Source organism: Chromobacterium sp. Beijing, from assembly GCF_021496765.1.
In the GTDB taxonomy this organism is placed as follows: domain Bacteria; phylum Pseudomonadota; class Gammaproteobacteria; order Burkholderiales; family Chromobacteriaceae; genus Chromobacterium.
This window is the reverse complement of sequence record NZ_CP053750.1, coordinates 2,299,568-2,323,213: the sequence shown is the minus strand read 5'-3', so window position 1 is coordinate 2,323,213 and position 23,646 is coordinate 2,299,568. Positions and strand designations below refer to the sequence as shown.

Genomic DNA, 23,646 nt, shown 5'->3' with positions numbered 1-23,646 from the left:
CGCGGGTTCAGAGCCGGGCGCTGGCGAGAGACCAGCCGGCGCGCCAGCGCTGGCGCAGCCCGGCCAGGCCGGCCCAGCCGGCCAAGGCCAGCGCGGCGTACAGCCACAGTCCGATGGCGTAGCCGCCGCTGGCCTGCTTGATCACGCCCAGGCCGGCCGCCAGCAGGAAGCCGCCGACGCCGCCGGCCATGCCGATCAGGCCGGTGACCGCGCCGATCTCGCCGCCGAAGCGCTGCGGCACCAGCTGGAACACCGCGCCGTTGCCGGCGCCGAGGCAGAGCATGGCCAGCACGAACAGCAGCAGCGCGCCGCCGGCGCCGCCCGCTTCCAGGCCGGCGGCGAACAGCAGCGCCGCCACCGCCAGGTAGACGGCCAGCAGCGAGCGGGTGCCGCCGACGCGGTCCGCCAGCACGCCGCCCAGCGGCCGCATCATCGAGCCGGCGAACACGCAGGCGGCGGTATAGAGCCCGGCGGTCTTGGCGTCGAAGCCGAACTGGTCGTGGAAATAGCCGGGCAGCGCGCTGGCGAAGCCGGCGAAACCGCCGAAGGTGATGGCGTAGAACAGCATCAGCCACCAGGCGTCGCGCTGGGCCAGCACCGCCAGATAATCGGCCCAGCGCTTGGGCGGCGGCGCGCCCGGCGCGTCCTTGGCCAGCCGGGCGAACAGCAGCAGCGCCAACAGCAGCGGCAGACAGGCGAGGCCGAACACGTTCTGCCAGCCGAACTGCAGCGCCAGCGCCGGCGCGAACAGCGCCGCCAGCACGGTGCCGGAGTTGCCGGCGCCGGCGATGCCCAGCGCCGTGCCCTGATGCGCAGGTGGATACCAGCGCGAGGCCAGCGGCAGCGCCACGGCGAAGGAGGCGCCGGCCACGCCGAGGAACAGGCCCAGCAGCAGCGCGCCGCCCAGGCTGGAGAGGCCGACGCGCCAGGCGGCGAGCAAGGCGGCGATGACGACGATCTGGGCGATCAGCCCGGTGCGCTTGGCGCCGATGCGGTCCGCCAGCATGCCGACGGCCAGCCGCAGCAGCGCGCCGGCCAGGATGGGAGTGGCCACCATCAGCGCGCGTTCTTGGGTGTCCAGGTCCAGCGCGGCGGCGATGGGCACCTGCAGCGGGCCCAGCAGATACCAGACCATGAAGCTGAGGTCGAAGTAGAGAAAGGCGGACAGCAAGGTGGGCTTGTGCCCGGTGTGCCAGAAAGAACGGTCCATGCGAAACTCCTGTGCCGCGAGCGGCCGGGGGCCGGCCAAAATAAAAACGGCGTTCGCTCCTCGGTGATAGCAGGAGCGGACGCCGTTGTCCGTTGCCGTCCCGGCCGCCATTGGCCGGACAAGCATTTGGGGTGGGCGGGGCACGTCTTTGTGCCAGGCCCGGCTTGACTTATGCAAACGCCGTGCCAGCCTCCGCGCGCCGGAAATCCGGGTTTCGCGTGGATTCGCGGCGGGAAGCCGCACCGCGCTGGTGCGAAAATAGCCGGCCGCGCACTGAGTTTGTGCGTTGCAACATGCGGGGCTTAATCAAGCAGACGCTCCGTCGCCGGGTAGCGCGGCCGTCCGTCCCACTCCACGCCGTCGCACAGCCGGCTGCGGCGCTGCGGCCGGGCCGGCGCGGGCAGGCCCAGCGCGTCCGCCGCCTGCCGGTAAAGCCGGCTCTGGCTCACCGCGGCGGCCACGGCCTGCGCGTCCTCGTCGCCGCGCAGCCAGCCCCAGCGCCGGAACTGGTCGATGAACCAGACGCCGTCGGACGGATAGGGATAGTTGACCCGGCCCTGGTCGAAGAAGCGCAGCGCCGACGCCCCGGCGGCGGCCGAGGGCAGGGTGGCGGCGATCAGCGTTTCCGGCAGGGCGATATGCTCCGGCCGCGCCAGCCAGCGCGCCGCCTGGCGGCGGTTTTCGCCGTGCTCCAGCCAGCGGCAGGCTTCTAGCAGCGCCATGATCAGCGCGGCGGCGGCGGCCGGTTCTTCTTGCGCGAAACCACGGCGGCAGAGCAGGGCTTTTTCCGGGTGGCCGGGCCAGATCTCGCCGCTGGCGACGGCGATGCGGCCGGCCTGGCGCGCCGCCGCCTGCTGGTGCCAGGGCTCGCCGGCGCAAAAACCGTCCAGCTGGCCGGCTTCCAGCGCCGCGCCCATCTGCGGCGGCGGAATCACCACCAGGCGCGCGTCGCGCAGCGGGTCCAGGCCTTGCGCCGCCAGCCAGTAATTGAGCCACAACGCGTGGGTGCCGGCGGGAAAGGTGTGCGCCAGCGTCAGCGGCGCGCCGCCCTGGCGGACGCGGCGCGGCAAGGCCTGCTGCGGCGCCGCCGCCAGAGCGTCGGCCAACGGGTGGCTGAGGGTGATGGCCTGGCCGTTCTGGTTCAGCGTCATCAGCAGCGCCATGTCCGCTTGCGGGCCAGCCAGGCCCAGCTGCATGCCGTAGGCCAGGCCGTACAGCGCCGCGGCGGCGTGCAGGCGGCCGTCCAGCAGCTTGTCGCGCACCGCGCTCCACGAAGGCTGGCGCAGCAATTCCAGTTCCAGGCCGTGGCGGCGGTCCAAACCGAGCTGGCGCGCGACGATCAGCGGCGCGCTGTCGGTCAGCGGCAAATAGCCCAGGCGCAGGCGGTGGGGGACGGTCATGGGATTTCCTCGCGGCTCAGCCTAGCAGTTCGGCGGCCTGGATCAGTTGTCGGGCGAGATCGGCGACGCGCAGGCCCTCGCGCATCGCCTGCCGGCGCAGCGCCTGGTAGGCGTCGTTTTCGCTGAGCCGGCGCTTGTCCATCAGAATGCCCTTGGCGCGCTCGATCAGCTTGCGTTCGGCCAGCTGCTGTTCCGCCGCCGCCAGCCGCTGTCGCAGCCGGGCGTCCTCGGCGAAGCGGGCGCGGGCCAGGTCGATGATGGGCGCCAGCCGCGCCGCGTCGGCCTGGTCCACCACATAGGCCGCCACGCCGGCGTGGACGGCGGCTTCTATGGTGGGCAGGTCGCCCTGGTCGGCGAACATCACCACCGGGTGCGGCGCGATCTCGCCCAGCAGCGCCAGTTGTTCCAGGGTGTCGCGCGACGGGGATTCGGTGTCCACGATCACCACGTCCGGCCGCAGCCGCTCCACCGCCTGCAGCAGCGCGGCGGCGCCGTCCACTTCGGCGACGACGGCGTAGCCGGCGCGCGCCAGCGCCTGGCGCAGCGAGGCGATGGTTTTGGCGTGGTCGTTGACCAGCAGCAGGCGCAGCGGCGGAGGCGTGGACATTGCGGCACCGGGGAGAAGGGACGGCTTGGCTGAAGCAAGCGCCGTGCCCAAGGGAATTCTTGACGCGATTTTTAGCGAGGATGCGGCCGGATTGACGCGGCGTTTAGCCGCGATGTCTTAGAGTGGCTAACAAAAATCAGTTTTACGGCTGAGGCAAGGCGTGCCGACGCAGGCAGTACTTGAGTACGACAAGTCGGCGCAACGCAGCATCAGGGGTTTGTTAGCCGCTCTTATCGTGGAGCGGAGACAAGGCCAATGGACAGGAGGTGAAACACGGGTGAACAACAGTCGTTGGCGAGGCCGGCCCCGCGCGAGCGGAGCCGGCCGATTTCATTTGAGTTTGACGTTCCAGTTGTCCTCGACGCAGCGCTGGTAGTTGCCGGCTTGCAGCGCGCTGTACGGGGTCTGGTAGTTCACCAGCTGGCATTTGTAGTCATTGCCCCATTTCCAGTCCTTTTCCCAATAGATGTTGTAGGCGGCGGAGCTGGCGGCGCTGAAGCGCTGCATATTGGCGCAGGACAGCTGCTCGTTGCCGTAGTCCCAGCCCAGGTCCTTGGCGAACTGGCGGTAGTAATCGATGCGGTTCTGCGCCGCCTGGCGCTCGGTGCCGCCGCCGCACTCGGCGTTGATGATCTGGATGGTGGTGGCGAAGTTGTTGCCGGCGCCGGCGGCCTTGTCCGCGGCGTTGGGCACCCAAGTGCCGTCCAGCACATGCAGCATCGACGGCTTGGGCGGCTGCGGGAAGACGAAGAAGAAGGTGGCCGAGCTCAGGTTGAGCCAGGTGGAGGCCACCAGGTCCGGGTTCTTCAGCAGTACGGATTGGTCGCCGTCGTGCATGGCTTGGGAGAAGGGGCCGTAGTTGTAGTTGTAGGACAGCTGCTTGGCGCCGCGGCCGAAGTATTTCTTCCAGCTGCCGTCGGCGTTCTTGCCGCAGGTCCACACCTTGTTGAACACCGGATCGGCGCATTCGGTGTTGTAGCCGCAGCCGGGGCCGGTTTCGGCGCAGCCCATTTCGCGCAGGTATTTCAGGCCTTGCCGCCATTCCGGCACCGTGTCGCTGCGGTTGTGGTCGCCGGTTTCCTGAGCGAAGTGGGCGAACATGGTGGCCAGGCTGTGGCGGCAGATGGCGTCGCCGTCGCGGCCGTCGCCGTAGTCGTCGCAGATGGCGGGGAACTTGGCGATGGCCTGCAGGAAGCGCTGGTAGCTATAGCTGGCGTCGCGGCGGGAGAAGTAATACTCCCACTTGCTCGCCGGCAGCAGGCGCTCCACCCGGCGCACGTTCAGCGGGTTGGCGGCGCGGCCGGGCGTCACTTGTTCCACCTGGGCGTTGGGCAGGGTGCGGATCGAGGCTTTGACGTTGCGGAAGAAGGAAGTGTCGGTCAGGGCGGCCTCGTATTGCAGCGCTTGCTGTAGCGTGGGCGGCTGAGGCTGGCCCGGTTCGGCCAAAGCCGTGGCCTGGGCCGCCGCCGGCGTCCAGCTGCCTCTGGGGTTGGCGGCCGGCGTTTCGGCGCGGGTGCGCCATTTGGCCTGCCAATCCTGACCTTGCCATTGGACTTGCTGTCCAGCCTGATAGACGGCGCCGGCGTTCCAGGGCGCGGCCAAAACGGACTGGCAGGCCAGGCTCAGCAGCAGGGCGGTGAAGGGTTTGCGCATGTTGGCTCCTGTTGTCGGGCTGCCGGCGCGGGGGACGCCGCGCGAAATCATCGCAGCCGTTTATGGGGGCCTCGACACACCCGCTGCGCGGTCCGATGGCCTCGCTCAGTCACAGGCTTCTGGCTTTGCCGTGCGCGCGGTCTCGGGGCTTGCGTTCTGATGTCAGAGGACGCGTCTTGCTCTTGAACGGATCGCGGCGGTTTTCGAGGTTGCCCTAGATGGTTTTCTGCCGCGCGCGACGCACGGCATAGATACCACTATGGAACCAATTTTTGATATGTCAAACGACTTTTTGAAGGAGAATGGGATTGACGCGGCCATGCGGCCGGCGCGCGGCTAAGCCGGAAGGGGCGAAGAAAGCGGAAGCGGCCGCGGCGGGCGCCGGGGTGAGATCCCGGACGGGTGCGGCGTTGAGCGTCAATCGGACCGTGGGGCTGTCTCAGGGGCGAGAGGCGTTGATCCAGGCGTCGTGCGGGTAGCTGGCGGAATCCAGGCCCAGTTCCGACGAAAAAGTGACGTGACAGTGACGTCCTACTGCATTGACCGCAATCACGGTAAATGTGATTGCGGCGCTATCGTGTTGTTCGGCGATGTAATCGCCGGGTTTGAGTTCATTGACTCGCAAATGTTGCTCCAGGGCATGACCGCGATAGCGGGTCATGCCGGCAGATCAACGGCGTCGGTTGTGATGGGGGCGAGGCGTGCCGCCGCCGGCCGGCGCCGTCGGATGACGGAAATTGATGCGGCCCTTGGTCAAGTCGTAGGGCGACATCTCTACAGTGACGCGGTCGCCTACCAGAACGCGAATACGGTGCATCTTCATCTTGCCCGAGCCATAGGCCAGGATTTCGACGTTGTTGTCCAGACGCACGCGGAAGCGGGACTCGGGCAACATTTCAATGACAACACCTTCCAGTTCGATCATGTCTTCTTTGGACATTACGATTCCTTTCTAATACGGTAGGCCAACAGCCACAGCGGCAGTCACATGGACTGCCGCGAGCGGGTGCTATTGGCGCGTCTATTCGGTAACCAAGCTAGGGAGGGGCTGGCTTCACAGGCAGCCCTCAGGCAAGGCGGAGCGTCCGACAGGCAGCTGCCGGAACGATCAGAAAATCTGAGGCGAACGGTATTATATATCTAACGCACTGATTTGTCAGAAAAATACAAGAATTTATCCGGCAATGGCCGAATCAGGCGCGGCGATGAGGCGGTTTTCACAAAAAAATCAGGGAGATGGATTTATCCGCCGCCGTCGCCGTTGTGTTGAAAATCGCATTGGCAAGCGGGTTTCAGCGCCCTTGTCCCGCTATCCCGCCTAGCGCGGCGGGTCGTAAACCGGTTCATTAGAGGCGGAGCGGGGCCGCGCCGCCTTTCTTGACCAGTGCGGCGAATTCGTTTTCCGGCATCGGCCGGGCGTAGAGAAAACCTTGGCCGTGCTCGCAACCGGCGTCCAGCAGGAAGCGGCGCTGGGCTTCGTTTTCCACGCCTTCGGCCACCAGGCCCAGGTGCAGGGTTTTGGCCAGCGAGATGATGGCCAGGCTGATGCTGGTTTCGTGCTCGCGGTCCGGCAGGCCGCGCACCAGCGATTGGTCGATTTTCAGCGTTTGCACCGGCAATTGGCGCAGATAGCTGAGCGAGGAATAGCCGGTGCCGAAATCGTCGATGGACAGGCCGACGCCCAGTTGGCGCAGCTCGCGCAGCACCGACAGATGCGCGTCCGGATTGCTCATCACGAAGCGCTCGGTGATTTCCAGTTCGATCTGCTGCGGCGGAACCCGGCAGTCGCGCAGCGCCTGCTTCAGGGTTTGCAGAATGGGCGCGCGCTGGATTTGCGCGCCGGCGATATTGAGGCTGAGCACGCCCGGCGACAGGCCGGCGTCCTTCCAGCGGCGCAGAATGCCGCAGGCGTGGCGGATCAGCCAGCTGCCGATCGGGATGATCAGGCCGGTTTCCTCGGCCAGCGGAATGAAGGTGTCCGGCCCGATCAGGCCCCGGCTCGGGTGCTGCCAGCGCAGCAAGGCCTCGGCGCCGATCAGGGCGCCGCTTTGCAGATGATATTTGGGCTGGAACACCAGGAAGAGTTCGCGTCGCTCCAGCGCCAGGCGCAGCTCACGTTCCTGTTCCACCCGCAGCCGCGCGCGCTGGGTCAGTTCCTCGGTGTAAAAGCGGAAGGCGCCCTTGCCGTCGTTCTTGGCCTGGTACATGGCGGCGTCGGCGTTGCGCATCAGCGTTTCCGCGTCCTGGCCGTCGCGCGGGTAGATGCTGATGCCCACGCTGCAGCCCACTTCCACCTCCTGTTCTTCCAGGCGGAACGGCCGGGCGCAGGCTTTGACGATCTTGTTGGCGATGTCGATCACCGGATTGTCGGCTTTCTGGTTCTCCAGCAGGATCAGGAATTCGTCGCCGCCGATGCGGGCCACGGTGTCGTTGGCGCGCAGGCAGTCCTTGAGCCGGGCGGCCACTTCCACCAAGAGGCGGTCGCCGGCGCCGTGGCCGCGGGTGTCGTTGATCTGCTTGAAGTTGTCCAGATCGATGAACAAGACCGCCACGCGGCGGCGTTCGCGTTTGGCGGTCTGGATCGCGTGTTCCAGCCGCGACAGGAACAGCAGCCGGTTGGGCAGGGTGGTCAGCGAGTCGTAATGCGCCAGCTGCGCCATTTCGGCGGCGGATTTCTTGATCTGGGCGATGTCGGAGAACACGCCGACGTAGTTGCGCACCGCGCCGTCGGCGTCGCGCACCGCGGTGACGGTGAGCCAGGCCGGCGCCACGCTGCCGTCCTTGTGCCGGTTCCAGATTTCGCCTTGCCAGCGGCCGTGTTCCGCCACGGTCTGCCACAGCCGGCGGTAGAAGCCGGCGTCGTGGCGCCCGGAATGCAATAGGCGCGGGCTCTGGCCCAAGAGGTCGGCGCGGGCGTAGCCGGTGAGCGCGCTGAAGGCCGGGTTGACGTCGAGGATGCGCAGATCGGCGTCGGCGATCATCACCCCTTCCAAAGTGTGTTCGTAAACGGCGGCGGCCTGCTGCAGGGTCTGTTCGCGGCGCTTGAATTCGCTGATGTCCTGCAAGGTGCCGCTCAGGCGGACAACGCGGCCGCGGCTGTCCTGTTCCAGCGAGATGTGATGGCGCACGTGGCGGTCGCCGCCGTCCGGCAGCAGGATGCGGTGGTCAAGCTGCGCGGTTTCGCGCCGGCGCAGCACTTGGCGCAGGCAGCGGCGCAGCGGCGGCCAGTCGGCGGGCGGCAGCAAGGCGGGTAAGCGCGCCAGCGGCGGCGGGGGCCGGGCCGGGTCCAGCCGCCACAATTGGTACAGCTCTTCCGACCAATGCGGGGCGGCGTCGCCGCGCCGCCATTCCCAATGGCCTATCCGCGCCTGGGCCAGCGCCTCGCTCTGACGGCGTTGAGCGTCGCTGTGGTATTGGCTGCGCTCCAGGAAGTTGGACAGCATGTCCGCCACCGATTGCAGCATGTGTTGCTCTATCCACAGCCAGCTATGCGGCGTCGGCGCGCTGACCGCCAGCACGCCGCGCCAGCATTGGCGAGGCCGCAGCGTGGCCAGCAGCGCGCTCTGGCCGTTGTCGCCCAGCAATTGGCGCAGCGCGGCGGCGGCTTCCGGCGCGTCGGCGCTGTCGTTCAGTTGCAAGGTGCGTTGCTGGCCCAGCTGTTGTTCCAGCCAGCAGAGTTTGGAGCGGGGGATGGCCGGGGCCTCGGCCGGCGGTCCGGCCGCCCGCGCCTCGTTTCGCCATTCTCGGGCGATGCGCACTTGCTTGCCTTCGGCGTCGAGCAGGGCCAGCAGGCAGCGGTCGGCGCCCAGGAATCGTCCCACGCGCTCCAGCAGGCCGCTCATGCGCGCCCACAGCGGTTCGGCCGGTTGGCTGGCCAGTTCGGCGGACAGGCCGGCCAGTTGCGCGAGGATGTCCAGATGGCGGGTCAGCAGTTGCTCGGAGGTGAGCCGGTCGGTGGCGTCGTGGAAGGTCAGCAGCAGGCAGTCCTGGCCTTCGGCCCGCAGCGGCCGCGCGCGGATGTCGGCATGGCCGGCGTCGCCGTCCGGCCGGCGCAGCGGGGTGGCGGCGATCTGGCTGGGTTTGTCCTTGGGCAGGGCCAGCAGCGGCCGCAGGGCTTCGGCCAGCCCGCTGTCGGGCGCCAGCGCCGAGAGCGCGAGGGGATAGGCGGGCGGCTCGGCGAGGCCCAGCAATTCCATCAGCGCGGCGTTGGCGTACAGCACTTGCTGGCCGCTGGGCTCCAGCAGCAGCACGCCGTCGTCCAATTGCTCCAGCATGGCCTGGGCCGGCGGCGGCTGGGGTTTGGCGGCGGCGCTCAGCGCCGGTTGCAGCAGCTGCCGCCCCAGGCTGTGGGTCATGTCGGTGAGCATCTGCCGCGCCTGTCGTCCGGCGGCACTGTCCTGCGGCAGCGCGGGCTGGGCGGCCAGCGCGGACAGCATCTGCGCTTCGCCTATGGCGTGGCGCAGCGCGTAATCACGCACTTGCTCCAGCTGGCGCAACAGGCTGTCCAGCGACGCGCCGGCGGCGAAGGCGGCGTCGTAGCGGTTCAGCAAGTCGCGCAGACGGCGTTGGTGTTTGCCGGCGGCGGGCCCGCTATCGGCGGCGGCTGGTTTCTTGATCGTCGGCATGAAGTCTCTTTCTGCGCTCGCGCCCGCTGCGGACGCGGTCAGGTCTTGCTTCATTGTTAGGCATGGATTTCAAAAAGGCCAACCACTTAATAGCTATATGAGTGGTTCATAAAAACGCCGGCGCGTCTTGAACATGTCTTCGCGCGCGGCGGGGCGCGGACTTGCGCGGGATCCGCCGCCGGCGGGCGTTGCCGGCGGGGGTTTATGAACGCCGGAGCAGGCCGGCCAGTTCGCCGACGCGCGCCAGCGCCGCCAGATAGCGGTCGTCCAGCGGATAGCAGCAGGACAGCCGCAGCGCGTTGGGATAGCGGCCGCTGGGGGAGTACAGCGGGCCGGGCATGATGCTGATCTTTTCCGCGATGGCGGCGTGGAACAGCGCCACCGCGTCGATGTCCTCGGGCAGTTCCACCCAGATCAGGAAACCGCCGGAAGGCGCGGTGGCGTGGGTGCCGGCCGGGAAGTGGCGCGCGATCATGCCGCGGACTTTTTCCACGTGGGCGGCGTAGCGCCGCTTCAGCGCGCGCAGATGATGGTCGTAGCCGCCGGACTCCAGAAAGGCGCCCAGGGTTTCCGCCAGCACCGCCGGCTCCGCCACGGAGGAGGCGAATTTGAGCTGGCGCAGCGCGTGGCCGAAGCGTCCGCCCTCCATCCAGCCGATGCGGAAATCGGGCGCCAGGGTCTTGGTGTAGCTGGAGCAGACGATGACCCAGCCTTCGTCGTCGAAGGCCTTGACCGCAGGCGACAGGGTGTCGCCGAACTGCAGCTCGGCGTACAGCGCGTCCTCGATCAGCGGCACTTGGTGACGGGTGATCAGCCGCGCCAGCCGTTTCTTGGCCTCCAGCGGCATGGTCGCGCCCAGCGGATTGTGCACATTGGGCATCGCCACCAGCGCGTTGATGCGCTTTTCCGCCAGCAAGAGCTCCACCGCGTCGATGGACAGGCCGGTTTGCGGGTCGGTGGGGATCTCCACCGTTTTCAGGCCCAGGCTGGCGATCAAGGGTAGCAGGTTGAAATAGGTGGGCGATTCCAGGCCCACGGTGTCGCCGGGCCGGGTCACCGCGCGCAGCGCCAATTGCAGCGCTTCCATGCAACCGTGGGTGAGCACGATGTCCTGCGCCTGCAAGGTCATGCCCAGTTCCAGACCGCGGCGCGCGATCTGGGTGCGCAGCCGCAAGGAGCCCGGCGGCAGCGCGTAGCGGCTGATCATGCCGGGCTGGCGGCGCAGTATCTGTCCCATTAGCCGGCCCAGCTTGCCGCCGGGGTAGAAGTCGCCGCCGTGCGGACAGGCCAGCGCCAGGTCGATGTAGTCCTCGTTCTGCTGCGCCTCCAGCACGGTGTCGATCAGGCCCAGCACCTGCGGGCGGGTGGGCGCTGCCGGGCTGCTGAGGGTGGCGGCCGGCCGCGCCGGCGACGGCAGCCGCGCCCGCACGTAGTAGCCGGATTGCGGCCGGGCCTCGATCAGGCCGCGGTCTTCCAGCACCCGGTAAGCGGCCACCACGGTGTTCAGGCTGAGCTGGCGGCTTTGCGAGGTGCGCCGCACCGACGGCAATTTGGCGCCGGGCGGCAGCGTGCCGCGCTTGATGGCCAGCGACAGATCGTCGGCCAGTTGCTGATACAGCGTGGGGGCTTGGGGGGCGACAATGGGTTCCATGAGCACAGCTTGCCGCGCTTGGGCGGTGGTAGACAGACACAGTGCCCATGATAGGCGATGGTGACAGTTTGAGGAAACGCCGCGCTGTCACCACCGCGAAAGGTGACAGCTGCGGCTGTCGGCGCGGCGAGGCGCTGCGTAGCATGGATTGGGAAAGCGGGGCCGCGTCGGCCCCATGCATCGTCATACCGCGCCGCCGGCCGGCGCGGAGCAAGAAAGTGAAGCCCGTCATGCCCGAATTCGCCCTACTGTCCTACGTGGCAGTGATGTCCATCACCCCCGGCCCCAATAACCTGATGCTGACCGCGTCCGGCGTCAATTTCGGCTTTCGCCGCACCATCCCGCACATGCTGGGCATCAGCCTGGGCTGCGCTTTCCAGGTGTTCCTGGTGGGCAGCCTGCTGTCGCTGCTGCTGGACGGCATCCAGGCCGCGCGGCTGCCGCTGGCCCTGCTGGGCTGCGCTTATCTATTGTGGTTGTCCTGGAAGATCGCCCGCGCCGGCCAGCCGGAGGCGGGCGCGGCGGCGCGCCCGCTGGGCTTTGTCGGCGCGGCGCTGTTTCAATGGCTGAATCCCAAGGCCTGGGTGATGGTGATCAACGCCGCCATCCTGTTCATGCCGGCGGCGGACGGTCAGCGCTGGCTGGGCGCGGCCATGCTGGCGGCGGTGTTCGCCGTGGTCAATCTGCCCTGCATCGGCGTCTGGGCCTGGGCCGGCGAGCGCTTGCGCGCCTGGCTGGCCAGCCCGCGCGCCTTGCTGGGTTTCAATCTGAGCATGGGCGTGTTGATGGCGGCCACCGCGCTGTGGCTGTTGTACGACGAATTCCAGCCGCAGGGCCCGGCGCGGGCGGCCGAGGTCGCGGCCGCGCCGGCGGCGCCGCGAGCGGTGGGCACGATGTCCGTTTTTGACAGCGGCTTGTCCGTAATCAGCGTTAAATAAAGGCGGGAGAGTCCGTAGCATTCGGGCTGTGTTCAACAGCGTCCGGCCCGGACGTGAGGGAGAAACCGCCATGAAGAAAACCGCCTTGCTGGTGATTGACGCGCAAGAGTCGTTCCGCCACCGTCCGTATTGGAAGGAAGACGAGATTCCGGCCTTTCAGGACAAGTTGCAGCAATTGATCGCCGGCGCCGAGAGACTGGGCGCGCCGGTGATCAACATTCTGCACGAAGACGGCGACGCCGCCTTTTCCGCCGAGTCCGGCCTGGTGCGGCCGCTGGAGTGGCTGCGCCACCGGCCGGCCGCCACCTTCGTCAAGCACGTGCACAACGCCCTGACCGATTCCGGCCTGCAGCCCTGGCTCATCCGCCACGGTATCCAGCGCTTGATCGTGTCCGGCATCCGCACCGAGCAATGCTGCGAAACCACCACCCGGGTGGCCTCGGACTTGGGCTACGAGGTGGATTTCGTCACCGAGGCCACGCTGACTTTCGACATGAGCCATCCGCATAGCGGCCAGGTGTTCAGCGCGGCGGAGATTCGCGCCAAGACCGAGCTGGTGCTGGCCGGCCGTTTCGCCGACATCGTCAGCGTGGAGCAGGCGCTGGCCAAGCTGGCGCGCTGAACGGCGGGTATTTGATCATCGCCATCTCGACTATCTGATGTTACCGTAAAGCGATATCCAAAATGAATGCGGCGGGCGCGGCCCGCCGCGCAGCCATGGGAGAATTGCATGCAGCCCACCCTTCCGCCCGACGACATGCCGGTCTACCGTCTGCTGACCGGCCCGGACGACGCCGGCTTCTGCCGCCGCGTCAGCGAGGCGCTGGCCCTGGGCTACCGGCTGTACGGCTCGCCGGCGGCCACCTTCAACGGCGAGCGCGTCATCGTCGCCCAGGCGGTGCTGTGGCCGGGCGCGCAAGCCCAGGGAGGCGGCGATGCCGTGGAGTGATCTCTTGCAGGCGCTGGCCATCGTGCTGGTGTGGGGCGTCAACTTTGTGGTGATCAAATGGGGCGTGTCCGATGTGCCGCCCTTGCTGCTGGGCGGCCTGCGCTTCTGTCTGGCCGCGGTGCCGGCCTTGTTCTTCATCCGCCGGCCGGCGCTGCCGTGGCGCTATCTGCTGGCCTACGGCCTCAGCGTGGGCGTCGGCCAGTTCGCCTGCCTGTTCACCGCGATCAAGCTGGGCATGCCGGCCGGCCTCGCCTCGGTGGTGCTGCAATCGCAGGCCTTCTTCACCCTGATCCTGGCCGGGCTGTGGCTGCGCGAGCGCTGGCAGGCCAGCCAGATGGCCGGCCTGCTGCTGGCCCTGGGCGGCCTGGCGCTGATAGGCCTGAGCAAGGGCGGCAGCATGACGGCGGTGGGCCTGGGTCTGACCATCGCCGCCGCCTTCAGCTGGGCATTGTCCAATGTGGTGGTGAGGCAGATGGGCCGCGCCGGCTACAGCGTGCAGCCGCTGGGCCTGGTGGTGTGGTCCAGCCTGGTGCCGCCGATTCCGTTCTTCTTGCTGTCCTGGTGGCTGGAAGGGGGCGAGCGCATCGCCGCCGCCTTGGAGCATTTCACGCTGCAGGCGCTGTTCGCGGTGGCCTACCTGGCTTTTGTCGCCACCCTGTTTGGCTATGGCTTGTGGAGCCGGCTGCTGTCGCGCCATCCGGCCGGCAAGGTGGCGCCGTTTTCCCTGCTGGTGCCGGTGGTGGGCGTGCTGGCCTCGGGCCTGCTGCTGGGCGAGCGCCTGAACGCGCTGCAGGCGGCCGGCAGCCTGTTGTTGCTGGCCGGGCTGGCGGTGAACGTGTTCGGCGCGCGCTGGCTGGCGCGCTGGCGCGCGGGAGCGGCGACGCGTGGCGCTTGATATCTTTTTCGTACTGCCGCCCAATCTGCTGCTGGTGGATCTGGCCGGTCCGGCCGACGCTTTTCGCATCGCCGCGCAACTGGGCGCGCCGTTCCGGTCGCATTACATCGCGCCGGCGGCCGGCGTGCCCACCTCGCTGGGCCTGAGCCTTGAAGGTGCGGCGCCCTTGCCGGAAGCGCTGCCGGACGAGGCGCTGGTGGTGATCAGCGGCGCCGCGCATTCGATCGAGGCCTATGCGCGGCCGGAGGCGCGCGAGATCGTGCGCTGGCTGCGCCGCCGGGTGGACCCCGGCCGCCAGCGCGTGGCCAGCATTTGCTCAGGCAGCCTGCTGGCGGCGGAAGCCGGCCTGCTGGACGGCCGCCAGTGCACCACTCACCACACCCTGCTGCAGCGTTTGCAGCAACTGGCGCCGCAGGCCAGAGTGCAGCAGAACCGCGTCTTCGTGCAGGATGGGCCCATCAGCAGCAGCGCCGGCATCACCGCCGGGGTGGACCTGGCGCTGCAACTGATCGCGCAGCTGGCCGGCCCGGCGCTGGCGCGGGACGTGGCGCGCCACATGGTGGTGTATTTCCGCCGTTCCGCCGGGGATCCGGAGTTGTCGCCGTGGCTGACGCACCGCAACCATTTGCACCCGGCGGTGCACAAGGCGCAGGACCTGATCGCCGCCGATCCGGCGCGCGGCTGGCGGGTGGAGGACTTGGCCGGCCAGGTGCACGTCAGCGCCAGGCATTTGTCGCGCTTGTTCCGCGAGCACGCCGGCGTGTCGGTGCACGACTATCACACCGGGCTGCGCCTGGCGCTGGCCAGCCAGTGGCGCGGCGCCGGCCTGTCCAAGGAGAAGGCCGCGCTGGCGGCCGGATTTTCCTCGGCGCGGCAATTGAACCGGGCCGACGCCGGTGGCCATTGATGCGGGCGGGATTTTGTTTTTATTCAAGTTTTGCATAGGAATGCCGATGTTGCGGTTGACGTTCGCTTAGATCGCTTCATAATTCGAGCAATATCCAACGGTATTTGCCATGAAAACGATTCCCAGTGTTGCCTGCTTCCTGTCCGTCTTGCTGGGCTTGTCCGCCTGCGCCACCGCCGAGCGTCCGCCGCTGGCCGCCGAGGCGCCGCGCGCCGCCGCGGGGATGACGCCGAGCGGCGTCGGTTTCGTCGGTCCTGGCATTGAAACCGAAGCGCCCAAGGTGGTGGTCAAGGAAGTGAATCCCTATCAGCCCATCGTGGTGCGGGTGGTGGGCAGCGGCGCGGCGCCGTACACCTCCAGCCTGACGCCGTCGCAGCGCAAGCTGCTGGCCTTGCGCGCCGCCCGGCTGGACGCTTTCCGCGCCATCGCGGAACAGGTGCAGGGCATGAAGCTGGTGGGCAACAGCTCGGTGTCGAACATGATCGCCAACAGCGATAGCTTCCGCACTTATGTGGACGCCTATCTGCGCGGGGTCAACATCGTGTCCAACAGCATGAAGCCGGACGGCACCAGCGAGGCGGTGGCCGAGATCACGCTGGATCAGGACTTCTACAAGCAGTTCCGCCAGGCGCTGGACAAGACCGGCAGCGTGATGAAGGCTTCGCAGGAAAACGCCACGTCCGGCCTGCAGTGCGCCGAGGGCAATTGCGGCGCGGCGCGTTACAACAGCAACTACTACATGGCTCAATGATGCGGTTTCGTTTCCGTACCCTGCTGGCCGCCGCGTTTGCGGCGGCTTTTGTTTGTCCGGCCGGCGCCGAGATCATGCGCGCCGAGGGCGTGGCCTCATTGGACAACGGCGTCGCCGCCGCGCGCGAGCAGGCGCTGCAGGACGCGCTCAAGATGGTGGCGCTGCGCCAGGGCGCGCGGGTGGAGGCTTCGCAGGGGCTGGATTACGGCAGGAGCAGCGAGTCCGGCACGCTGACGCCGCTGGCGCCGGCGCAGGGCGCGGTCAAGGTGGTGAAGGAGTTCCAGCAGGGCAAGCTCTACCATGTGCTGGTGGAGGTGGACACCGCCAAGCCGTCCGGCGCCGCGCGCGGCAAGGAGGCCGCCTGCGCGATGCCGCCGGGCCGCAGCCTGCGCCGCAAGATCGTCACCACGTATTTCCAGGTGGACCGCCCGGCAGAGGCGTCCGACATGCCGGAGCTGGCCACCGGCCTGCCCACCGAGCTGTCGCGGAGGCTGGGCGCCAACCGCATGTACAGCCTGTTGGACGCCAACACGGTGTCGGTGCTGGCGGATGCGCGCGTGGCCGAGCCGGCCGCCGGCGCGGAGATCGTCCGCCGCATCGGCCAGTCCGAGGACGCCCAGTTCGTGGTGGCGGGGCGGGTGTTGGCCACCGGCGCCACCGCCAAGGGGCTGCGCAAATCGCTGTACGAGTCCAACAACACCAGTCAGCAGGGGACGTTCTACAACGGGCCGTTCGCCGGCCTGTTCGGCGGCGGAGTCAAATACGTACCCACCGAGCGCCAGTTCGACGCCGAAGTCTGGGTGTACGACGCGCTGACCGGCGCCTTGCTGGCCCGCGAGCGGGTGTCGGAGCTGGCCAAGGGCGAAGTGACGCCGAATCCGCCGCGGCCCTTCGCCTCGGCGGCGTTCTGGCAGAGCGATTACGGCCAGGCGGTGAACCGGGCGCTGGATCAGGCGGTGAGCAGGATAGGCGAGGTGATTTCCTGCATTCCGTTCTCCGCCCGCATCGTCAAACTGGCCGGCCCGCGCCAGGTCTACATCAACGCCGGCTCGCTGGACGGCGTCGCCGTCGGCGATAAATTCCTGGTCTATCAGCGCAAGAGCGCGCAGCCGGTGCGCGATCTGATCTCCGGGCGCGAGCTGGGCGTGCCGGAAACCCTGGCCGGCGACGTCGTCATCAGCCAGGTGCAGCCCAATTTCGCCGTCGGCGCGGTGCAGGCGCCGGGCAAGGTGGAAGAAGGCGATTACGTGCGCTTCATGCCGCGGCGCTGAGCGCGGCCGCCAATGAAAAAAAGCCCGCCTTCACGGCGGGCTTTTTTGCGTCGGATTTGCGTCGGAGAGTCAAGCGGGCAGGAAGGCGGTGGCCTCGATTTCGAACAGCATGCCGTCCAGCGCCAGCCGCGGCACCGGGATCAGCGTGCAGGCCGGCGCGGGCAGCGCGCCCCAGGCGGCGGCCAGTTCCGCGCCGAAGGCGCGCAGCCGCGCCTCGCTGTGATCGACGATCAGCACCGTCAGCTTGGCGACATGGGCGAGATCGGCGCCGCCGGCGGCCAAGGCGGTGCGCAGATTGACCAAGGCCTGGCGCACTTGCGCCTCGAAACCGTCGGCCAGTTCGCCGGCGGCGTTTTCACCGCCCTGACCGGCCACCAGCAGCATGCGGCTGCCGGCGTCGACGATGGCCAGATGGGAATAGCCGTTGGGCGCCGGGTCGTACAGACCGGCGGGATTGCTCAGGCGGAAGGGAACGGTTGTGCTCATCGACTTTCTCCTGTGGTGTGCCGCTGTCCCGGGATCAACGGGGCTGCGCGGCGACGACGGCCTGGTTTTGCATCGCTTCGGCGTAGCCCTGGGGCGCGAAGCGGCGGGTCAGCACCAGCAGGCTGGCGATCAGCAGCGCCAGGCACAGCCAGGCCAGATTGAAGCTGGAAGTGGCGTCGCGGATCCAGCCGGCGGCGAAGGGCGCCACCGCGGCGATCAGATAGCCTATGCCCTGCACGAAGGCCGACAACTGGCCGGCGTTGCGCGCGTCCTCGTAGTGGTGCAGCGTCAGAATCATGGTCAGCGGGAACAGGCCGCCCACGCCCAGGCCCAGCAGCGCCACCCACAGCAGCAGCAGGCCGCCGTGCGGCGCCAGCACCATGCCCAGCAAGCCGGCCAGCACCGCCAGCAACACCAGGGTCAGCCAGCCGCGCATATCATGACTGCGCGCCGACAATAGCGGGATGGTCAGGCCGGACACCACTTCCATGCCGGTCATGAAGCTGAGCATCAGGCCGCCTTGCTGCTGGCTCCAGCCCAGTTGCACGAACAAGGCCGGCAGCCAGGCCAGCGAGCTGGCGTAGACCGCGGTGCCGATGCCGAAATAAAAGGCCAGCAGCCAGGCGCGCGGGATCCGGCTGAATTGCGGAGCGCGCGCGGCGGAGCCGCCGCCGGGAGCGCGGCGCGGCGCGCTCAGCAGCCAGCAGGGCAGCGCCAGCGCCGCCAGAGCGGCCCAGGCGGCCAGGCCGTTTTGCCAATGCGCGCTATGCGCGGCCAGCCACGGCGCGCCGGCGGCGGCCAGGGAGGCGCCGCCCATGATGGCGGTGATGTAGAAGCCCATCAGCGCCGAGACCTTGTGCGGGAAATACTGCTTGATGAAGCCGGGAATCAGGGCCTGGGCCAGCGCGATGCCGATGCCGGCCATCAGCGCGGTGGCCAGCAGCGCGCCGAAGCTCGCCGGCAGCCAGCGCAGCGCGCTGGACAAGAAAATCAGCAGCAGGGCGATGACCACGCCCTGGCGCGCGCCGGCGCGGCGTTCCAGCCAGCTGCCCAGAAAGGCGCCGGCGCCCATGGTGGCCACCGGCAGCGTGGTCAACAGCGAGGCGTCGCTAAAGCTCATGCCGGTGGCGTGGCGCAGCTGGTCCAGCAGCGGGCCGATGGCGGCGAGGGCGGGGCGCAGGTTCAGGCCCACCAGGATGATGGACAGCGCCAGCCACAGCGGGCGCTGAACGGAGGTGTCTTGCTTCATGAAGTTTTGCTTTCGGTGGGGAGGGGGCGAGCTTGGGGCGTCGCTTCGGCTTGCGCTTCTCCGGGGAAGCTTTGCAGCCACTGGCTCAGCAGCGCGGCCAGTTGTTCGCGTTGCGGCGCGGCCAGCGCGGCCAGCGCGGTGTCCTGGGTGGCGATGTGGGCGCTCATCGCGCGCTCAATCAGCTCCAGTCCGGCCGGGCTCAGACGGATCAGCATGCCGCGGCGGTCCTTGGGGTCGGGCAGGCGCTCCACCCAGCCGGCGCTCTCCAGCCGGTCCAGGCGCTTGCTGACCGCGCCCGAGGTCAGCAGCAGCGTGGTGTAGAGCATGGTGGGCGATAGCTGGTAGGGCGCGCCGGCGCGGCGCAGCGTGGCCAGCACGTCGAACTCGCCGTCCTTGAGTCCGAAGCGGGCGAAGTTGTCGGCCAGCGCGCGCTCCACATGGGTGACCAGCCGCGCCAGCCGGCCGATGACGCCGATGCTGGCGCTGTCCAGATCGGGCCGCTCGCGCCGCCACTGGGAGATGATGGTGTCTATCTTGTCCATGGGGGGCGATTATGTCATGGATATGTATTCCTGGGAAGATATTTTACTTAAAGTATCTTTATATGAAATTATTTGCGCGGCATCAGGCGACCCCGCGTTTGAACCGTTTCAGCCGTCCGCTTGCAGCCAGGCGGACTTGAAATCAAACCAGCCCAGGCTGTTGAGGCGCACGCCCTGCATCTGGGCCGGCCCTTGCAGCCGCAGCCAGTTGTGAAACAGCGGCAGCATCCAGCGTTGCTGGACCACGGCGGCGGACAGATCCTGGGCGCGGAACAGGCCCTGGCGCCAGCTCTGATGCCACTGCGCCAGCGGCAGCGCCGGCTCCAGGCAGCGGCGCAGCAGCGGGGTGCCCAGCACCCAGGCGGCCACCGAGTATTCCGGCCGGGTGGCGAAGTTGACCGAGCCCAGCCACACATCGGCGTCGGCCCGGCCCTGCTCCCAGTCGGCGTAGGGCAGGGCGAGGCATTCCAGCGTCACGCCGTGGGGCCGCAGGCAGCGCGCCATCGCGGCGGCGATCAATTGGTACTCCGGATGCTGCTCGTAATACGCCAGACGCAGCGCGCTCAGACTGTCCGGCGGCTTCAGGTTCAAGGCCGGCTGGGCGTGGTGCCAATTGGGCAGCAGGCCGGCGGCCGGCGCCCAGTACTGACGCACCGCCGGCGCGGTTTCATGGATCACGGCCAGCGGCGCCAGGGCCTGGGCCAGCCAGTCGCGCAGCGCGGCATCGTGCAGACGCGGGGAGCGGCCGTCGGCGAGCAGGAAGTAGACGCCGGACTCCAGCGCCATTTCGGTCTGCACGCTGGGCTCGCGCGGATTGATGCGCACTTCCAGGCCGCAGACCTGGCCGTTGCCGTGCTCCAGTTGTTCGCCCAGTTCCGGCATCATCCAGATGTCCACCTGGTCCAGCAGCGCGCGGTAGCCGAAGTAATCGTCGAAGGCCTGCAAGCACAGCCGGTGGCGGGTGTTGGCGGCGACGCGGTAAGGGCCGGTGCCCACCGGGCGCGAGGCGAAGTCGGCGCGCGCTGCGTGGTCGGCCGGCAGGATCAGCGCGGCGCTGTCGGCCAGCAGCCAGGGCAGCCATTGGTCGGGCTCGCTCAATTCCAGCGCCAGGCTGCGCGGCGACAAGGGCCGCACGGCTTGCAGATGGGAGAACAGCGGCTGCGCGCGCAAGCGCAGCAGCGAGGCCTGGACATCGGCGACGCTCAGCTCGCGGCCGTCGTGCCAGCGCACCGCCGGTCGCAGGTGGAAGTGCCATTCCAGCGGGCCCTGCTGGCTCCAGTGATGGGCGAGATCGCCTTCCACTTCCCCTTTTTCCTCATTTATCCGGCTCAGTCCGTTGAAGATCTGGCCGACCAGATGCCGTTCGGAACGGCGCAAGGGCGTGCCGGGGTAGAGGTTGGGTAAGGGCCGGTAATAAGGCACGCCCAATACCTGGCGGTCTTGGCTCCAGCGTTTGCCCAGCCGCGCCAACAGCAAGGGCGCCAGCTCGCCGCGGTCGTCGCCCAGCAAGTCCACCGCCTGCTCCACCCGGCCCTGTTCCAGCAATTGCGCGGCGCGCTCCCGCTGCAACTGCTCCGGGGCTTGCAGAAAGCGCAGTTGCGAGCGCATGCCGCGCCCGGCTTGCGCCTGCCACGCTATCCAGCCTTGCGCCTGCATCTGTTGCAGCAGGCTGCGCATGTGGCGACGCGTGCAAAACAGCAGGTCGGCCAGCTGTTGCAGGGAGACGGCCTCGGTCTGGCCGGCGAAGTGATGATGGAGCTTCTGGTATTGCTGGGCGAGCCGCGCGGACATAAGAGGAAGTTTCCTGATTGAAAGTCAGCAATTTTTATTGCCTCATATTGCGCCGACAATACTCGCATCCACAGCGGGAGTCCACAGCGATGAAAACCGATCCGACCTTCTTGTTTTACCAGCGTTTTCTCGACGGCAAAAAGCCGGTGTTCGGCTTGACGCCGCAGGCGGCGCTGGAGCGTTTGAACGAGTTGATGCAATGGCGGCCGCCGGCGGACGGCGGCGCAGAAAAAAAGCCGGGCGAACCCGGCTTGGAAGGTACTGAGGAGAACGAGGGAATTCAGAACCCGTTCAAAGTCTGGCGAGCCAGCGCCAGACATTGAAGCGGATCTCAGCGTAGGTAAGGCAGGTAGGGCGCCTCCTCGCGGATGGCGTAAGTCTTGCCGCCCAAGGTCACGCTGAAGTTGCGCGGGCCGGAGATCGGCAGATAGTAGACCACGGCCAGGCTGACGCTCTGGCCCGGCGCCAGCGACTGCCACGACGGCAGCTTGACCGAGACGCGATGGGCGTCGCCCTTCAGGCCGCCGATATTGTTGCCGCTATGGCCGACGCTGATCACCTTGAGTCCGAAGCCGGACTGGTCGGCGAAGTTGGACGGCGCCGAGGTGGGCACGTCGAACTGGAACTCGGTGCCGCCGGGCAGGGTGCTGCCGGAACGGTTGGCGATGGTCAGCTTGGGGTTGATCGGATAATTGCTGTCGCCCAGCGCGTAGCCGTCCAGCGAGAAGCCGACGTCGATGGCGGCGGTGGCAGCCGGGGCGGTGGCGGCGGGCTTGACGCTGACGGCGGCCGGTTTGCTGAAAGCGTTGTACAGCAGGCTGGTCAGCGTGGTGCCGATGAAGTACTCGCCCTTGCCGCCGTTGCGCTCCTGTTTCCAGTCGTAGTCGCCGGCCAGTTCCCAGAACATCACGCCGCCGACGTTGTTGGCGTCGACCCAGGCGGCTTTCTTGGCGATGGACTGCTCATCCTCGGTGGACAGGAACACTTTCTTGCCGGCGTTCCACAGCCACGGCGCGCTCAGGGTGTCGTTGTAGAAACGCTGATAGCTGCCGCTGAGCTGGTTTTCCGGCTTGCTCGGGTCCAGGTAGGCGGACAGATAGCTGCCGCCCTGGTTTTTCTCCAGGTTCTTGGCGTGCCACATCGGGTTGGAGCCGGCGCCCACTTCACGGCCTTGTTCGTCCAGGTCGTGCCACAGATTGTCTATGCCCACCGCGCCGTCGCCGCAGGTTTTCAGGCCGGTCGGGCAGTTGCCGCCCACCGAAGTGCCCCACAAGCCGTTGCTGCCGCCGTTGACGTTTTTCCAGCCGCGGGTGTAGTAGGGCACGCCGATATTGACGCGCGCCGCCGGCAGGCCGCCGCGGTAGTAGTGGTAGGACCAGTCGGTGTTCAGATAGCCGATGCCGCCGTATTGCGCGGTGGTGTACACGCTCCAGCGCGCCAGTTCGGCGTCCTTGCCGTCGTCGTAGAGCGCGGCGTTGGGGCCGACGAACTCGTTCCAGGCGCCGTGCAGGTCATAGGACATCACGTTGACGAAGTCGAAGTTGCGCAGGCTCTGGAAGGCTTCCATGCCGCGCAGCAGATAGCCGGAGGCCGGCACCGCGGCGGTGAGCTGGTAGTAGCGGCCGTCTTGGGAGGCGGCGCGGTCCAGCCGTTCGCGCAATGTCCGCGTCAGCGCGTTGAAGCCCTTGTTCAGCGAACCGCGGCGGGCGTTGGCGACGCTCCAGTCCAGCGGGTTGCCGGCGTCGTTCATCGAGGTCGGGTATTCGAAGTCGATGTCCACGCCGTCGAAGCCGTATTTGCGCAGGAAGGCGACGGCGGAGTCGGCGAAGGCGTCGATGCCGGCCTGGTTGACGCTGCCGTCGGCGTTGATGGTCATGCTGTAGAAGCCGCCGCTGTTGACGCGCTTGCCGTCCGCGCCGAAATAGCCGCCGGTCTCGGCCCAGCCGCCCACCGAGACCAGGGTTTTGACGCCCGGGTATTTGCGCTTGTACTGGGTCAGCAGGTTGAAGTGGCCCTTATAGGGCAGGCTGGCGTCCATTTCCGCGCCGGGCACGCCCGGCCAGCTCATGTCGGTGGCCGGGTTGCCGGGATTGTTTTCGCCCACCGACAGCCGGTTGTTGCCGTCCACGTGGGCGAAGGCGTAGTTGATGTGGGTGAGCTTGCCCCAGGGGATGTCGCTGGCGAGGTAGGCCGGCTGGCCGTTCTTGCCGGTGCGCCAGCTGGTGAAGTAGCCGATCAGCCGCTTGCGGCTGCCGTTGGCCAACTGCTCGGCGCCGCCTTTCTGGTAGGCCGCGCAATACGGCACGTCCACGCCGTCGGTGCGCGCCAGCCCTTCCGGCCGGCACAGCGCGTTGCCGGTGGGCGGAGGCACTTGCACCAGCGGCGGTTCGGTCGGGTTGCCGCCGCCGCCGTCGCACTGGCCGATCAATTTCCACGGACTGGCGTCGCTGGCGGAAGGCGTATTGCCCTGGGTCCACCATTTGGCCTCCCAGGTCTGGCCCTGGTAGCTGACGCGCTGACCGCCGGTGTAGATCGAGCCGGCGCTCCAGGCCGGGTCGGCGCAGCTGGCGGCCGCGGTTTTGATCAGGCCGTCGCGGGCGGCGGATGCCGGCGCCTTGGCGGCGGTGGGGGCGTGCTGGGCGGCCAGCAGCGCGGCGCCGGCCACGGCGGTGCCGGCCAGGCCGGTTTTCAGCAGCAGTAAGGCTTTGCTCACAGTCCATC

20 protein-coding genes and 1 pseudogene are annotated in these 23,646 nt (G+C 68.0%); 8 read left to right on the top strand and 13 right to left on the bottom strand.

Going from position 1 to position 23,646, the window contains the following annotated elements; genetic code table 11:
* Positions 1 to 7: 7 nt before the first annotated feature.
* The 8 genes and pseudogenes from HQN78_RS10710 to HQN78_RS10675 form a co-directional block, all read right to left on the bottom strand.
* Complete coding sequence (locus HQN78_RS10710; protein WP_048409169.1) at positions 8 to 1,210, bottom strand: MFS transporter; 1,203 nt, start codon at positions 1,208 to 1,210, stop codon at positions 8 to 10.
* A gap of 302 nt (positions 1,211 to 1,512) precedes the next feature.
* A complete protein-coding gene (locus HQN78_RS10705) occupies positions 1,513 to 2,610 on the bottom strand; it encodes a CmpA/NrtA family ABC transporter substrate-binding protein (protein ID WP_227107586.1) in 1,098 nt (365 codons plus the stop codon).
* 16 nt (positions 2,611 to 2,626) lie between these two features.
* On the bottom strand, positions 2,627 to 3,217 hold the full coding sequence (locus tag HQN78_RS10700; RefSeq protein WP_107800268.1) for an ANTAR domain-containing response regulator: 591 nt from the start codon (positions 3,215 to 3,217) through the stop codon (positions 2,627 to 2,629).
* Between the two features lie 330 nt (positions 3,218 to 3,547).
* Positions 3,548 to 4,870 (bottom strand): glycoside hydrolase family 19 protein, encoded by a 1,323-nt coding sequence (locus HQN78_RS10695; RefSeq protein WP_235089438.1) that lies wholly within the window; start codon positions 4,868 to 4,870, stop codon positions 3,548 to 3,550.
* A gap of 439 nt (positions 4,871 to 5,309) precedes the next feature.
* Positions 5,310 to 5,531, bottom strand: coding sequence for a hypothetical protein (locus tag HQN78_RS10690; protein WP_048409173.1), 222 nt, complete (start codon positions 5,529 to 5,531; stop codon positions 5,310 to 5,312).
* 66 nt (positions 5,532 to 5,597) lie between these two features.
* Positions 5,598 to 5,810 (bottom strand): annotated as a pseudogene (gene infA / locus HQN78_RS10685) (translation initiation factor IF-1); the annotation flags it as partial.
* A 406-nt stretch (positions 5,811 to 6,216) separates the two neighbouring features.
* Positions 6,217 to 9,495 carry an EAL domain-containing protein gene (locus tag HQN78_RS10680; RefSeq protein WP_235089437.1) on the bottom strand — a complete coding sequence of 1,093 codons (3,279 nt, stop codon included), beginning with the start codon at positions 9,493 to 9,495 and terminating at the stop codon, positions 6,217 to 6,219.
* 202 nt (positions 9,496 to 9,697) lie between these two features.
* The gene (locus tag HQN78_RS10675) at positions 9,698 to 11,146 is read right to left on the bottom strand and encodes a PLP-dependent aminotransferase family protein (RefSeq protein ID WP_107800265.1); all 1,449 of its coding nucleotides are present in this window, start codon (positions 11,144 to 11,146) and stop codon (positions 9,698 to 9,700) included.
* Between the two features lie 230 nt (positions 11,147 to 11,376).
* Here HQN78_RS10675 and HQN78_RS10670 point away from each other — a divergent pair, with 230 nt between their 5' ends.
* The 7 genes from HQN78_RS10670 to HQN78_RS10640 all read left to right on the top strand — a co-directional run bounded on the left by HQN78_RS10670 (position 11,377) and on the right by HQN78_RS10640 (position 16,857).
* The gene (locus HQN78_RS10670) at positions 11,377 to 12,084 is read left to right on the top strand and encodes a LysE family translocator (RefSeq protein WP_107800264.1); all 708 of its coding nucleotides are present in this window, start codon (positions 11,377 to 11,379) and stop codon (positions 12,082 to 12,084) included.
* Between the two features lie 70 nt (positions 12,085 to 12,154).
* Entirely contained in the window at positions 12,155 to 12,706 is a 552-nt protein-coding gene (locus HQN78_RS10665) for an isochorismatase family protein (protein WP_235089436.1), read from the top strand.
* A 135-nt stretch (positions 12,707 to 12,841) separates the two neighbouring features.
* On the top strand, positions 12,842 to 13,033 hold the full coding sequence (locus HQN78_RS10660) for a DUF1737 domain-containing protein (protein ID WP_227108571.1): 192 nt from the start codon (positions 12,842 to 12,844) through the stop codon (positions 13,031 to 13,033).
* On the top strand, positions 13,020 to 13,928 hold the full coding sequence (locus HQN78_RS10655; protein ID WP_235089435.1) for an EamA family transporter: 909 nt from the start codon (positions 13,020 to 13,022) through the stop codon (positions 13,926 to 13,928). The genes HQN78_RS10660 and HQN78_RS10655 overlap by 14 nt, the downstream gene beginning before the upstream one ends.
* A complete protein-coding gene (locus tag HQN78_RS10650) occupies positions 13,918 to 14,835 on the top strand; it encodes a GlxA family transcriptional regulator (protein WP_235089433.1) in 918 nt (305 codons plus the stop codon). The genes HQN78_RS10655 and HQN78_RS10650 overlap by 11 nt, the downstream gene beginning before the upstream one ends.
* Before the next feature lie 109 nt (positions 14,836 to 14,944).
* On the top strand, positions 14,945 to 15,586 hold the full coding sequence (locus HQN78_RS10645; protein WP_227107597.1) for an LPP20 family lipoprotein: 642 nt from the start codon (positions 14,945 to 14,947) through the stop codon (positions 15,584 to 15,586).
* Positions 15,586 to 16,857: a flagellar assembly protein T N-terminal domain-containing protein gene (locus HQN78_RS10640; protein WP_235089432.1), complete on the top strand. Its 1,272-nt coding sequence runs from the start codon at positions 15,586 to 15,588 to the stop codon at positions 16,855 to 16,857. The genes HQN78_RS10645 and HQN78_RS10640 overlap by 1 nt, the downstream gene beginning before the upstream one ends.
* A 69-nt stretch (positions 16,858 to 16,926) precedes the next feature.
* On the opposite strand, the gene HQN78_RS10635 is transcribed toward HQN78_RS10640, so the two are convergent.
* From HQN78_RS10635 to sgrR, 4 genes are all read right to left on the bottom strand, one after another.
* On the bottom strand, positions 16,927 to 17,343 hold the full coding sequence (locus HQN78_RS10635) for a RidA family protein (RefSeq protein ID WP_235089431.1): 417 nt from the start codon (positions 17,341 to 17,343) through the stop codon (positions 16,927 to 16,929).
* 34 nt (positions 17,344 to 17,377) lie between these two features.
* Entirely contained in the window at positions 17,378 to 18,592 is a 1,215-nt protein-coding gene (locus HQN78_RS10630) for a cyanate transporter (protein ID WP_235089430.1), read from the bottom strand.
* Positions 18,589 to 19,134, bottom strand: coding sequence for a MarR family winged helix-turn-helix transcriptional regulator (locus tag HQN78_RS10625; RefSeq protein WP_107800256.1), 546 nt, complete (start codon positions 19,132 to 19,134; stop codon positions 18,589 to 18,591). Before HQN78_RS10625 ends, HQN78_RS10630 begins: the two co-directional genes overlap by 4 nt.
* 108 nt (positions 19,135 to 19,242) lie before the next feature.
* Complete coding sequence (gene sgrR, locus HQN78_RS10620) at positions 19,243 to 20,925, bottom strand: HTH-type transcriptional regulator SgrR (RefSeq protein ID WP_235089428.1); 1,683 nt, start codon at positions 20,923 to 20,925, stop codon at positions 19,243 to 19,245.
* A gap of 17 nt (positions 20,926 to 20,942) precedes the next feature.
* On the opposite strand from sgrR, the gene HQN78_RS10615 reads away from it, so the two are divergent.
* Positions 20,943 to 21,248: a hypothetical protein gene (locus tag HQN78_RS10615; protein ID WP_146176695.1), complete on the top strand. Its 306-nt coding sequence runs from the start codon at positions 20,943 to 20,945 to the stop codon at positions 21,246 to 21,248.
* An 8-nt stretch (positions 21,249 to 21,256) separates the two neighbouring features.
* Here the strand turns inward: HQN78_RS10615 and HQN78_RS10610 are convergent, their stop codons facing one another.
* Positions 21,257 to 23,638, bottom strand: a complete 2,382-nt coding sequence (locus HQN78_RS10610) for a glycosyl hydrolase family 18 protein (RefSeq protein WP_304502851.1) — start codon at positions 23,636 to 23,638, stop codon at positions 21,257 to 21,259.
* Between the last annotated feature and the right edge of the window lie 8 nt (positions 23,639 to 23,646).

Bases quoted from the DNA above. Each gene is read 5' to 3' on its own strand.
- HQN78_RS10710 (WP_048409169.1), bottom strand. From the start codon at position 1,210: ATGGACCGTTCTTTCTGGCACACCGGGCACAAGCCCACCTTGCTGTCC.
- HQN78_RS10705 (WP_227107586.1), bottom strand. From the start codon at position 2,610: ATGACCGTCCCCCACCGCCTGCGCCTGGGCTATTTGCCGCTGACCGAC.
- HQN78_RS10700 (WP_107800268.1), bottom strand. From the start codon at position 3,217: ATGTCCACGCCTCCGCCGCTGCGCCTGCTGCTGGTCAACGACCACGCC.
- HQN78_RS10695 (WP_235089438.1), bottom strand. From the start codon at position 4,870: ATGCGCAAACCCTTCACCGCCCTGCTGCTGAGCCTGGCCTGCCAGTCC.
- HQN78_RS10690 (WP_048409173.1), bottom strand. From the start codon at position 5,531: ATGACCCGCTATCGCGGTCATGCCCTGGAGCAACATTTGCGAGTCAAT.
- HQN78_RS10680 (WP_235089437.1), bottom strand. From the start codon at position 9,495: ATGCCGACGATCAAGAAACCAGCCGCCGCCGATAGCGGGCCCGCCGCC.
- HQN78_RS10675 (WP_107800265.1), bottom strand. From the start codon at position 11,146: ATGGAACCCATTGTCGCCCCCCAAGCCCCCACGCTGTATCAGCAACTG.
- HQN78_RS10670 (WP_107800264.1), top strand. From the start codon at position 11,377: ATGCCCGAATTCGCCCTACTGTCCTACGTGGCAGTGATGTCCATCACC.
- HQN78_RS10665 (WP_235089436.1), top strand. From the start codon at position 12,155: ATGAAGAAAACCGCCTTGCTGGTGATTGACGCGCAAGAGTCGTTCCGC.
- HQN78_RS10660 (WP_227108571.1), top strand. From the start codon at position 12,842: ATGCCGGTCTACCGTCTGCTGACCGGCCCGGACGACGCCGGCTTCTGC.
- HQN78_RS10655 (WP_235089435.1), top strand. From the start codon at position 13,020: ATGCCGTGGAGTGATCTCTTGCAGGCGCTGGCCATCGTGCTGGTGTGG.
- HQN78_RS10645 (WP_227107597.1), top strand. From the start codon at position 14,945: ATGAAAACGATTCCCAGTGTTGCCTGCTTCCTGTCCGTCTTGCTGGGC.
- HQN78_RS10640 (WP_235089432.1), top strand. From the start codon at position 15,586: ATGCGGTTTCGTTTCCGTACCCTGCTGGCCGCCGCGTTTGCGGCGGCT.
- HQN78_RS10635 (WP_235089431.1), bottom strand. From the start codon at position 17,343: ATGAGCACAACCGTTCCCTTCCGCCTGAGCAATCCCGCCGGTCTGTAC.
- HQN78_RS10630 (WP_235089430.1), bottom strand. From the start codon at position 18,592: ATGAAGCAAGACACCTCCGTTCAGCGCCCGCTGTGGCTGGCGCTGTCC.
- HQN78_RS10625 (WP_107800256.1), bottom strand. From the start codon at position 19,134: ATGGACAAGATAGACACCATCATCTCCCAGTGGCGGCGCGAGCGGCCC.
- sgrR (WP_235089428.1), bottom strand. From the start codon at position 20,925: ATGTCCGCGCGGCTCGCCCAGCAATACCAGAAGCTCCATCATCACTTC.